The sequence below is a fragment of the Pseudomonas sp. 05L36 genome (assembly GCF_056398125.1).
Window position 1 is genome coordinate 123725 of the sequence record NZ_JBFTOU010000006.1, and the last position, 13130, is coordinate 136854.

Annotated in this window: 6 protein-coding genes and 1 pseudogene; 1 reads left to right on the forward strand and 6 read right to left on the reverse strand. The window is 51.4% G+C overall.

The genetic code is table 11. The annotated features are described in order from the left end of the window. Positions 1-2 precede the first annotated feature (2 nt). The 6 genes from AC1DKH_RS09025 to AC1DKH_RS09050 form a co-directional block, all read right to left on the reverse strand. Positions 3-5765 carry a S8 family serine peptidase gene (locus tag AC1DKH_RS09025; RefSeq protein ID WP_477797990.1) on the reverse strand — a complete coding sequence of 1921 codons (5763 nt, stop codon included), beginning with the start codon at positions 5763-5765 and terminating at the stop codon, positions 3-5. A gap of 83 nt (positions 5766-5848) precedes the next feature. Continuing rightward, entirely contained in the window at positions 5849-6541 is a 693-nt protein-coding gene (locus AC1DKH_RS09030) for a hypothetical protein (RefSeq protein ID WP_477797991.1), read from the reverse strand. Positions 6542-6813: 272 nt separating this feature from the next. Further along, entirely contained in the window at positions 6814-7344 is a 531-nt protein-coding gene (locus tag AC1DKH_RS09035) for a hypothetical protein (RefSeq protein WP_477797992.1), read from the reverse strand. Positions 7345-7449: 105 nt separating this feature from the next. Next, complete coding sequence (locus tag AC1DKH_RS09040; protein WP_477797993.1) at positions 7450-8865, reverse strand: HlyD family type I secretion periplasmic adaptor subunit; 1416 nt, start codon at positions 8863-8865, stop codon at positions 7450-7452. Positions 8866-8956: 91 nt separating this feature from the next. Next, on the reverse strand, positions 8957-11107 hold the full coding sequence (locus AC1DKH_RS09045; RefSeq protein WP_477797994.1) for a type I secretion system permease/ATPase: 2151 nt from the start codon (positions 11105-11107) through the stop codon (positions 8957-8959). Positions 11108-11225: 118 nt separating this feature from the next. After that, entirely contained in the window at positions 11226-12665 is a 1440-nt protein-coding gene (locus tag AC1DKH_RS09050; RefSeq protein ID WP_477797995.1) for a TolC family outer membrane protein, read from the reverse strand. 240 nt (positions 12666-12905) lie between these two features. On the opposite strand from AC1DKH_RS09050, the pseudogene AC1DKH_RS09055 reads away from it, so the two are divergent. Continuing rightward, positions 12906-13001 (forward strand): annotated as a pseudogene (locus AC1DKH_RS09055) (acyltransferase); the annotation flags it as partial. Positions 13002-13130 lie beyond the last annotated feature (129 nt).

Below are 13130 nucleotides of genomic sequence, written 5' to 3' on the forward strand. Positions count from 1 at the left end.
ACTTAGCCAACACTCGCCGTTAATACGGGATGCACTGACTTTGGCTCCATCTGCATGAACGACAATGCTGCCGAATTTGTCGGAGCGAATGTCGCCATCGCCTGAACCAAACGATCAGCGTCATATTGCTGCATGAAAGCAGTGCGACTGTGATCCCCTGCCGCCCGCATGGTTGGCATTGTAAGGGTGTCCAGTAATCTACCAGCCGAAAGAATCCGATCTTCAATCGACGACATCGATGGTCGGTCCCGGTCAAAAGAGCTCAGCTCAGTTGGGATTGTCCTATCGACCGCTTCAAATATGACGGGTTTAAAAGAACTCTCATCACGCTTTGAAAAGTAGTCGTCCAACCGGAAAGGCACTCTGTCGATAACTGGACTCAGGCGAAGTTTAATTTCGCTACCTCTCTCTATAGAAGATGGCCGAAGGTCCATTTCGAGCGACGGTACAAACCGGGTAACGCGCTCGGGACTCAGGCTCCGCTCATGCACGCTTACGGACGATAGGTCGTTTTCCAGGTTTTCAGCAATTGGTACCAATACCGACCCCGGATTCACTTCGGCCAGCGAGCTGGGGGAAGCAAATATAAAGTCCGTCGCCTTTAACTGTGAAGCTTCGAGCGCATCCAGGTACAGCAATTTGATCTCGGGGCCAGCGCCTGATACTCCCGCGCTAACCTCCACACCGTGTACCAGTGAAATGCCATTGATCGTCGCCCGGTTTTGCTTACTGATCGTCAACGCGCTGAAATCGGTGATGCCAGTCTGACTCAAGTCTATCTTGTCGACACCTTGGCGAAATCCCCGCATCGCATTGTTGTAATTCGACACACCTTCCTGCTTCGCAACGACAAATACATTGGACGCTTCGTTATCGTGGCTATACACCTTCCCCGTCAATGAGGCGATCAACTGTCCGTAGGCATCAGTTGAGTAACTGACGCCTCCAGCACCTCCTTTCAGGGTCACTGTGCCCGGAGCATCGCGTGATATCTCAAGGGTAACGGTAGTCTTTTCACCGGCAGAGATTTCACTGAGAAAGACTGGAGCAACGAACGTATCCTGGAACTTGAACTGGCTCGACTTTACATCAGCGGCTAACTGATTTTTCAGTAAAAGGGTTTGCCCTTCACCCAGTTCAACAATGACACCTGCCTCTTGCTGGTTGAGCTGTAGATCACCGAACTGTTTACCCTTGAAACCGACCAGGTTGATCACTTCACCGCGAACGGGATCAAAATTGACGACTGTGTCGATTCCACCACTACGCCGGTGAACGACGAAAAGGTCCTTGCCTGCGCCCCCAACCAAGGTATTTTTCCCACGACCACCGTTAAGTAAGCTGTCCGACGGACCGGCCACCAGCCAGTCATTACCGTCACCACTGAGCAGGTTCTGAATCGTGCCGGGACTCTTCACTGTCAAGCCGACGCCCCCGATGGATGCCGTGCCTGTACTCAGATCAATCGAGACATCGGCGCTAACGGCTGCGGCATTAATCGTATTGCGCCCGCCCGGTGTGCCATTAAGCCCATCGTCGAGAACTGTGCGCGCATTCTGTCGTTTAGCCGCATCGACAAACTCATTAGTATAGAAATAGCTATCGTCGCTCGTAGCCTCGGCACCATAGAGTCGAAGCGACCAACTGTTGAGCGTGACCGGCAGGCCGTTGGCAGTATTAATCACCTGCAATGTCCAGTCCCCAGCCGAGCGTTCACCCCAGTCATGGGTCGACATAAAGGTGTATTTAAATTCACCCGACTGAATGCTGCCGACGTCCGCTTCGTTAGCTCCTGTCGCGGCCACCGGGATCTTGCCTACCCGGTCAAGCAACACGCTTTGGGTGCCATTGGGTGAAATCAATTTGACGACCAGATCGCCTAACCGTCCGACCTGAGCGTCAACATCGACTTCCACGTGTTCGATGTTCAATTCACCCTGTATCGCCAGTTTTGGCGCGATTAGCTTCCCTGAAGCAACGGCCTGTTCAAGCGCACCACTCGATGCAGTGAGAGACTTTTCATTCGCGCCGGTACTTTGCGTCATCCAACTCTCAGCCAAGCGCACGGCAGCCCGCGCGTCCACTTTGCCGAAACCATAGTCGTGGCTGGCGTGCATCCCCCCACCATTCCAGTTACGAGCACCGTTATCGCTCCACTGTGTGGACGAGTCCTCCACACTCCGCGCAGACATAGCGAGTATTTGCTGCACGTCGCGGTAGCCCAGATTGGGGTTAGCTTGCAACATCAGAGCGATCACACCGGAGACAATCGGTGCAGCGAAACTGGTGCCTTGCATCGCGCTGTAATCATTGCCAAACGTAGAGCCACGTTCGGTTTCCAGCTTGTAACTGGTGGACCAGACGTTATTGCCCGGAGCCGAAACCAGCAGACTCACGCCGGGATTGGAGAAAGGTGTCGAGCCCACCTCCAACGTTGACAGATCCGCCTGCGAATTGAGCGCACTGACCTGGATCGAAAAGCGGTTGTTGTTGATCAGCGAGCCTTGAGAACTACCGCCAGTCCCACGTTTGTTCCCGCCCGAGGTGACGATTAACGTTCCGAGGCCGCCTCGGCCATTGCTCGCGGCATAGCGTGCGTTACTGATCAACGCACTTGCCGTGTTGATTTGCCCTCCTTGCAGATTGCTTAAGGCAAAGTCCTTGGTGAACCCCCAACTGTGATTGGCAATGTCATAGCCGAGCATCTTGCCCATGCCTGTCAGGTCTTCACCGCTGTTGGCCAAGTAATGGCCGCCCAGTGTTGCCTCGTGGGCAATTCCGACCCCGCCCAGCGTATTTTTTGCCGCCACCATGACACCCGCGACCATCGTGGCGTGATTCGATACCAAGGCCGGCAGGGTCTGATCTGTGTGTTGAGTCCGCAACCAGACCTGGTCGACATTCGGTGCTAAATCGGGGTGCTGGATATCGAAAATTTCCGGAGCGGTAGAGAACTCTCCACCCGGTTCGAATTGGCCGATGCGTACGCCCTTGCCGGTGTAGTCCTTCCAGACCGGCAGCACATCAATGTCGTTCAAGTACCACTCTTGTGCAGCCAGCGGGTCACTCGGGACATCTGGGGTGAGCAGTGTGACGGTCGCACACATGGGCGCCAGTTCGCCGGTCTTCAAGTCCACAACCGAGGTCGCCGGGTTACCGGCCTCATCCACCAGGCCATACTTAAAACTGAAAATTCCGGTGAAACGCGGATCGGGGGTAAATAGCACATCACCCTGTTCAGTGAGACTCACACTACCGCCAATCGCGTCGACAACAGAAGCAATACGCAAGTTGCCTTTGCTGTTGAGACGCTGATCGTTTGCAAGCACGCTTGCTGCCGAAATCAGGTGAGGCTGAGCACGATCAAATTCATTTCCGGCCAGATTGACCCGTAATGCATCCGCCACTGGCATCGCATTGGGTTGTTGGAGGTCCACCGCCGAAATATCTGCGAAGTTCAGCTTCTGGATATTGCTCAGGGTCAGGGTGCCGTCACGCCCAGTGACCTTGTCGGTTACGGTGTAACCCAAGTCGGTTGGACTGATCGTGTAATCGCCGTACCTACCATGCAGCGTCACCAGATTGATTCCCCCACCACCGTCAATGACCGCGTTACCGTGGCCGGCCTCGATCACATCATGACCCGCGCCACCATAAATCCGATCCATGCCGGCCCCGGCGTGAATGATGCTGCCACCGGCCGACGCCATGATCGCATCGCCCTTGGGCCCCGCGTAAATGAGTGCCTTACCACTTCCTCCGATAATGGTGTTGCGGCCTGCGCCACCCACCAATACATCGTTGCCGCCACCGCCCACTAATGTCGCGCCTCCAAAACCGCCTTTTATAAAAACCCCGGACTGACCACCGCTGATTAGATAGTCATGACCCCGACCACCTTGAGCAATGGTCAACCCGGCCTGAGCCATGTTCAGCGCAACGCCCTCATCGCCGACGATAATCGCCGTGTCGCGTCCACCGTTGCCATGGATATTTTGAGGTCTGTCGGAAGAGCTAATGACAAACACATCGTCACCCACTCCGCCGTTATAAATGTTGCTACCCGCACCACCCACCAACCAACTGCCCGTTGACGCAGCGGTCAAGGTGTCATTGCCGCTACCGGCGTACAGGTTAGTGACGCCCAGTTGGCCCGCATCGAGGGTTTCATCGGCGGTGCTGCTACTCGCGTAAGCGGTAGTGGTGGTAGTGCCAGTGGTCGACACTACTTTGCTGCCATTACCTTCCGCCGTCAGCGTGCTGCTGACCGTGTCCCCCAGGAAGTTGACCGCCAGGGCTTCACGAGTCTCGCCATTGATCACAAAGGAACCGCGCGCAACCACGCTGTTACCCTGGCGAATATCACCACTGACCGGTGTAGCCGTGACGTTGATCTGAGTGATGCCGAGCTCAGCTAAAGTCTTGAGTTCGCCCGCATCGCTTTTGCCGTCGTGAGACGCATCGACCCAAACCCGCAACTGGCTCCATATGTCATCACGCTGATCAATCACTTGATCAGCGTTGCTGTCGACACTGGCCAGCGCCGCAAAACCTTCTTTATACAACGCCTGGCCCGCCAGACCGTTGCCCCCCGAAGTGCCCCGGAAGTACTCGGAAAACATCTGGCTGACATCCTTGATTTGCCCGCTGCCATCGTCGATCACCAACATCCCGGTAGCTCGGTCTGCCCAACCGCTGCGCTTGAGTGTCCCGCTATGGTCTGTATCGAACAACACACCGTCGCTGATCGGCGTCATTTGCACGCCATCGCCAGTCAGGTCCAATAGCAACGGATCGACGTACGTGTTCACGGTGGTCAGCGCTGCCAATCCGTTCAATGTCACTGCATTGCGCAAACTGAAATCCGGCGCCTTACCTGAGGGGCGATGGTGGTAGAACTGCGACAAGTAGTCGCTTGGACGAACGTTAGGATCAAGCTGAATTTCGCCGGGACGAATACCGCCAGTTGCCAGACTGCCAAGCTGGACGGATGTGAAATCGGTTTTGTTCAGGGTTTGGTCGTTGAAGAACACGCGATGGGTAGGGGCGTTTTGAGTGAAGCCGTTGGTTACGTCTTCACGGGCCTGGTCTTCGTTGGGGATTTTTTGTTGGGGCTTTGGGTCGGGGGTGATTTGGATGTTGATGTGGTTGATAGGTGGCGCGCCGGCAGCCGTTTCTACAGGCGGACCAAAGAGCCCAGTTGCAGCGTTTCCAAGTTGGCTCGCAACACTGGTTAAAAAAGTCAATGTACCCGAAGGAGAGTCGACCCGATCAATCCAGTTTTTTGCCAGTATTCTGTTTTGTTCTGTACCGGCAGAACTTGCTGTTGACATCAATACATCCGTTCGGGCTGCCAGGCTCAACTCGGCTGGTAGACTCCCTGCTGCGTCGAGTGCAGCTTGCCAATACCCCTCGCGGCTGCGTTCACTCATGATTGACAACACCGAGTTCAATGTCCAGGCGTCAGCCGGCAGGCCATTTTTTTTAAAAACATCGGTATGAAAACCCCAAGCCTCTCCGTAATTTATATCAGAAGACAACACCCCGTTATTCTGCTGAAGCTTATCCAGTAACTTATTAATATAAGCGCCAGCCATCTCAAGTCGAATTTTATCTATGCCTTCCGGCGACATTGGCACCCCCATTTCAGAAGCAGTAAGCTTCATAAAATTAATGGCCACCTCGCCTGCAACAGAGTTACCTTTAGCTACACCATTCGCCAAGGTTGCATATTTGTAACCTTTAGCTGATAAAAAATCATACATAGAACCGGGACCTTGCGAATCCAAAAGACTCCGAGCATGGTCCAGGTCAGCGCTAGTTAATGTCTGCGTCACAGCAACACTCCTTAATTCTTGACTTTAGATAATACAAATGCTCTTACAGCGCCGACAATCTCTCTCCACGCCTTCATTTTCTCCGGAGTGAAATCGACGCTAACCAACGCACCAATTTCTTCTAATACATACCTTCCTTCACAGGTATAGAGCCTATTCTCCCTAGCCAACCAAAGGCATTCGAATACAATAGAAATCTCGCCACCACTCTCCAGCCAGTAATACCTATTTAAACTTTCGGTAAAAACCCTATCGTTTCCGTCTACATAAAGCAGGCCAAGATCCTCATCAAAACGCACATGTTCTTTCCATTGCGCAGGTGTTCTCCAAAGAAAAAAATCAAGTGCATAACGCATATCATTATTTGGTCTACGAAGTGGCTCCAACTTAACACCAAGCCCTTCAAACTCCAGTGCTTGCACAAAGTAAGTCGTATGATTTGCGGGCATCATCTCCGGCCAAGTCATGACCATCTGCAACGACACTAGACTTGCATCACAGCCTTTTTTGTTATGGATAAAGCCGTTCTCCCAAGAACTTTTACCTTCGTATTCCGGCCAAAACGCACTGTATTTACGTGACACTTTGATCACATGCCCATTCAACTTTCCACAAACCATATCTTCAGCTAAAGAAACACCTATGGAGTAACAATAAAAAAACATCACTCCGACTAGAAACAACAAACACTTCTCCCGTGTCATGAGAGCGCTCCTTTGTGCTTCAAACAAAATTTAGCCAACCAAACAGAGCCATCATTTTATAACGGGTGACGGATTCGAAACCCACATCAAGAATTCAACCGCCAAACAGATCAATTTCAATACTTACTAGCCTAGTCGCAATCAGTTATAAATCACTCATCAGGCTTCCGACAATTTTGTAGGCTCCTTCCGATAATCTCTTGCCGATTGTAGGATCACACCACTGTATAAATTATTATGAGACGCCTACTTGACAGCCAAATTTCCGCCCATCATTTTTTTAAAAAGCCCAAGGCAAAATCGTCCATGCCTCTTATATCCGCATGCTCCACCGAGTATTGATAAGCACCTTGCATGTTGATGGCGAATTTACGCGCCACGCTGTTAACAGTTTCATGTTCATTAACATAAACCTCTCGGCCGTCGCTCCCCAAAAATGTGCTGACCCGAGTTCTTCCGATCCTGAAACTTGTAATGGGACCTGCATCGAGAAGTGGAACATCAATGACAGTGCGGTCTACTCCATCTTCCGGTATTGGGAGATACCAAAACTGAAGAGTCATCAGCCCTTTATCGGAGCCTGCTTTAGCCTCTACAATTTTCATCTCGGGATATTCAACAACCACTTCTATCTTGCCGTCTTGTTTGTAAGCGACAAAATGGCACTCCTCTTCAGTCAACTCAGTCTGAAAAGGATAAGCAACCATTGCTTCAGACGAAACCTTACAGATTGCAAAAGCAGCCCCACAGAACAAGAAACTCAAAATTACCAAGCCCACCATAGCTGCATATTTTTCAAGCATTAAAACACTTCCAAAAAACTTGGTGAATTAAGAAACTCATATAAAACCAAAAAACATCACAGCAAACCGTTGGGCTAGCAAAAGCCCCTACTGCACGATAAAAACTCAGCGCTCTCTCAAGCTTTCATTCGCATATTGCTGCAATGGACTCAAAAAATACTCAATCACTCGACGTTGATCTGTCTTGACTTCAGCCGTCACCGACATACCGGGGGACAAGGACACTTTTTTGCCATTCACTAATAAGTGATCGTTTTTCAGTCGTATCCGACTGCTGTAGACAAGTCCTTTCTTTTCATCCTCGATTGCATCACTGGAAATACTGATAACTTCGCCATCCACCGTCCCATATTTGGTAAAGGTAAATGTCTCCACCTTCACCGTGACGGGCTGCCCAGCCCGGACAAAACCGACATCTTTGTTTTCCAGGAAAGCCTCAACCTCAACCGGTTGATTATCGGGAACGATTACCATCAGTGGCTGGGCAGCGGTCACCACTCCACCAACGGTGTGAATCGCCAGTTGCTGGACAGTGCCAGCCACCGGGGCGTTAAGAAGTGTTAGCGATTCCTGATAGCGAGCCTTGGCAAGCTCCTGAACCAGTCGGGCCACTTTTTGATCCGCCTGTTGCTGCAAATCGAGCATGGCTCTGCGTGTCTGGGCGATGACGCCTTCACGGCGACGTCGAGCTTCTGTTTGAGCCGCAGAGAATTGCAGCACGCTAGCCTGCTGCACCCTCAAGTGACGCTGCAGATCCAGCCGAGCCTGCTCTTTCTCTAGGTATTCGTGACGAGCCACGTATTGCTGGTTCAGCAAGCGCTGATAATCCTCCGCCAACTGTGTGGCTATCGGCAGCGTTTTCAGCAGATTCGACACCTGTGCCCGAGCGGCCTGGATTTCGGCCGTACGCTGAAGGATTTCCGCATCAACCAACTCCAGGCTGCTGCGGTACTCCTGATACTGCCCCTGGAGCCAGCGCTGTGCCGAAAGCACTTGCTCAGGATTGGCATGCTGGATGGCACCGATCAAGGACTCAGGGTCTTGCTGGTGATTGATTGCATCCAGCATTGCTTTGCCACGCGCACTGTCAATTCGCGCAGCAAGAAGATCGCTCTGGATGAGCTTGATGTCTGCATCCGCGGAAGTCGGATCTAGCTCGACAAGCAACTCCCCCATCCTGACAGTCTGGCCATCACTGACATGGATGGCTTTGACCACAGCCGTTTCACTGGACTGAATCAGTTTGGTTTTACCGCTGGGCACAATCTTGCCTGAGGCGATGGCTACCACTTCTATTTTGCCGATTGAAGCCCACAGCACTACGAGTACGGCGAACGCCATGATGCCCCAGATAAAAACGCGAGGCGCCGGGTGTACAGGCTTATCCTGGAGTTCCAAAGCTGCCGGTAAAAACTGGACTTCATGTGGCAAGCGCTCAGGCGCGTCCATCTGCTTGCGCTGACGCCAGCACTGGCGCCAGGAATCGCGATATCGGTGCAATAGTTCAAGACTTGCGCTCATGAGAAGATCGCTCCTTGAGTCAAAATATTTTTCATCCCTGCCTCACATAGAGAGGTCAGTAGTGAACATTGTTGTCTCGTGTCTTGATGGCTCAGCCTTGCTGCATACGGTGCAAGCGACAGTAATGCTCCGCTTGTTGGGCGAGCAGTTCGGAATGTGAGCCCTGTTCAACGATTTGCCCTCGATCCACAACCAGGATGCGATTTGCTTCACGTACGGCCGATAGACGGTGAGCGATGATGATCACGCTGCGCCCTCGGCAAATGGTTTGCATGTTCTGCTGGATGATTCGCTCTGATTCGTAATCCAGAGCGCTGGTGGCTTCGTCGAAGATGAGAATGCGCGGATTGCCTATCAATGCTCGAGCGATAGCCACACGCTGGCGCTGCCCGCCGGATAGCGAAGCTCCGTGTTCTCCAACGACGGTGTCGTAGCCTTCTGGCAACTCCAGAATGAACTCATGAGCTCCCGCCATTTGAGCGGCATCGATCACAGACTCAAGGGGAGCCGCGGGGTCAGTCAGTGCAATGTTTTCGCGAATGCTGCGGTTAAACAGCATGCTGTCCTGCAACACCACCCCAATCTGTCGGCGTAGCGATGAAACATCCGCCAGCGCCAAATCCATGCCATCGACCAATACCCGGCCACGCTCAGGGACGTACAGCCGTTGCAAAAGGCGGGTCAATGTACTTTTTCCAGAGCCAGACCGGCCGACTACACCAATGACTTCACCGGCCTCGATACGCAGGCTCACCCCGCGCAAAACTTCCGAGCCATCGGTGCGATACCGGAAATGCACTTGGTCGAACTCTATTCGGCCCTTAAGCGGCGGCAGCGTACTGCGCGTGCCTTTGGCCAACTCGGTGGGGGTATTGAGAATATCGCCCAAGCGCTGAACCGAAACACCTGTCTGCTGGAAGCTCGTCCATAACTGCGCCATGCGCATAATCGGTTGCGATACCCGACCGGCAAGCATGTTAAAGGCGATCAACTCACCCACCGAAAGCTGCCCGCCAATGACTAACTGTGCGCCTAGCCAGAGCGTCGCTACAGTGACCAATTTGCCAATCAGGGAGACACTTTCATTTGCGACAGTGGACAGGTTTTGGGTTTTGAAACCCGCCGCAACATAGGCCGCCAACTGGTTGTCCCACTTGCGCATCACCTGCGGTTCGACAGCCATCGACTTGACGGTATCAATACCATTCACGACCTCCACCAGAAAAGCCTGGTTCTCGGCACCTCGAGCAAAACTGTCTTGCAGTCTCGATCTCAATACTGGCGTGATAAATAGCGAGACCAAAATATAAAGCGGTAATGACAAAAGCACGATTAACGTCAACCAGCCGCTGTAATAGAACATCACGACGATGAACACCACTGAAAACAGGACGTCCAGCAGTAACGTAACGGCATTGCCAGTGAGGAAGCTGCGGATATTTTCCAGCTCTCGCACACGCGCTATTGAGTCACCTACCCGCCGCGCCTGAAAGTAGGCCAACGGTAGATTGATTAAATGTTGAAATAAGCGTGAGCCAAGCTCCACATCAATACGGCTGGCGGTATGGGCAAATATGTAGCTTCGTAAACTACTGAGCGCCGACTCAAAGATCATCACCGCCAGCAAACCTGAGGCGATGACATCTAACGTAGTTAAACCATGGTGCACCAGTACTTTGTCCATCACTACCTGAAAGAAAAGGGGTGTCACCAATGCAAAAAGTTGCAGAACAAAAGAGACGAGTACGATTTCGCCCAGCAGCCTTCGGTATTTGACGATGGCCGGAATAAACCAGGTGAAATCAAAGCGTGAAGTCTCACCCAGAACTCCCGATCCGGAGCGCATCAACACCAGCCCCCCCGTCCAACGAGTTTCCAGATGTTCTAAACTGATTACCTCGGGCCCGTTGCAGCAAGGATCCTTGATGAGTACCTTACCGTTATCAATCTTCGCAATAATAAAAAAAGAGCCATCACGATCCGTAGCAATAGCAGGCAGCGGAGTACGATTAAGGCGGGAGGTCGTTGTTTCCACTAGCTTGGACTTAAGCCCTAATTTTCGAGCAGCCAAGAGCAAATCAGATTGACTTAACAGCTGAACTGAAGAATTCAGTTGGTAACGCAACTGCTCGACCGACGCCGCAATATTATGAAAACGGGCCAACACGACTAAACAGACAGCGCCAGTATCCAAATCAATACTCAAGTCTGCTGGATCAGAATTTGTTGCTTCTTCGCTCATAGTGAACCCAAAGACGCCTAAAAAATGAATTAACTGCTCGCAATACGAGAATGACCACTCATGAACAAAAACATGATGTCGAACAGAAGACTAACTACCAGTTTTTTTTGAATTTCGCTCAAAGCGGCGCATGAATATCTGGTGGAAGGAAGTCGCGCACCGAATCATAATCCTTAGCCAAATAGATGCTCAGGTCGGACAAATCGTCAGGACTCAACACTCCAGCAGCCTGTTTCAATTTCAGGGTATTAACAATATAATCGTAGCGAGCATTGTTGTACTCCCTGACAACACCATAGAGTTGGCGTTGTGCATTAAGCACATCGGCGACGTTACGGGCCCCCATCTCCCAACCCATCTTATTTGCATGTACGGATGCCTGACTGGAACGAATACTTTGACGTCTTGCAACAACCTGTTCAATATCGGAGTTAATGGTTCGATAAAGGTTTCTAGTGCTCTGCACTACTTCACGGAGCTTATCTTCTCTTTCATATTGGCTTTGAGACAACTGTTCAGTCGCTTCACGCACTTGCGAACGAGTCATACCACCCGAGTACAACGGAATATTGAGTTCGAGGCCAATGCTACGTTGGGAGGCATCACCTTGATAATTACTTCCACCCACGCTAGCACCATCACCTTTGCGATAGGAAATAACAGCATCGAGAGTGGGGGCAAACCCGGACTTTCGCTGAAGGATAGTATGCTCTGCCGCTATAACTGAAAAATTGCTTGCTTTAAGAAGTAAGTTTTCCTGCACCGCTTGGTTAACCCAGGTGCTCACGTCATTAGGTACTGGCGCTTCGAGAGGTAATTGGTGCTGAATACCCTCAATGGTGGTGTAGTCTCGATTGGTAAGGCGATATAGATACCCGAAAGCATCATCAACTTTACGCTCCGCCGACTTGCGGTTGGCCATGGCATTGTCGTAGGCGGCCTGGGCATCTAATGTATCGGTAATGCTAGAGGCTCCGCTCTCAAGGCGTCCTTGTGCCTGTTTTTGTTGACGCTGCATTGCTGCTTCTTCCGCCTTCGATGCAGCAAGCATATCCAGTGCGCGCAGTGTCTGAAAGTAAGCTTCTGCAGCAACGAGGACCAACGATTGCTCCTTTGCTGAAAACTCGAGTTCGGCTTGGGCCGTACTGGCATGAGCGGCCTCAAGCTGAAACCAACGATCAGCTCGAAACAGTGGTTGATTTAAACTTGCATGAAAAACAGAGTCACTACGGGTGCGATTGAAAGAAGGGGCGTCCTGATCCACTCTTATAGATTGGACCGACGTGCCGGCATTTAAAGAGGGCAATAGACCCGCGCGAGCTTGGGAGGTTATTTCCCTGCGAGCTTTATATTGATGTCTAGCTGCGGAAAGCTGTGCATCATTGGCAGCTGCCTCATAATAAACACTTAGCAAATTGGCACGATCAAAACGATTATTTGCAGATGCAAATGATGACTGGCCAGCCAGGTTAACGGCTAACACGACAACAATCGCGAACCAAATTAACACCTCACTTATTGATACCGACAAGTAAGAGTTTTGACACCCTGATTTCATGCACTTATTTCCTTAAATCGATAAAAAATTCTCGACCAACCTTTAAGAAAAAGGCGTCGAGAAGATTAATCTCATTTAGAAATAAATATCACCCACCCACTTCCGACGAGACCGTAGTCCAAATCCGATTATCGACTACGCTTTCGTCACCGGTTAAGTCAGACCTTACATACACATGCCAGACTCAACGGACTAGTAATACATCATCAAAACAAAAAACCCGAAAAAATTTCGTTCGCGTATCGATTGCAGTTTCAGGGTTGGATCAACCAGTTGTGGCAGGACAAGGACGCGTTGCTTGCGCAGATGCACCACGAATATCCAGCCAAGTCTTGAGTCGCCTGTTCCGGCCCCATCGCGAGCAAGCTCGCTCCCACAGTTGATCTTCAGTGCACACAAAATCTGTATTCCATAGGGAACCGATGTGAGAGCGGGCTTGCCCGCGATGGCGATTTTAGGGACAAA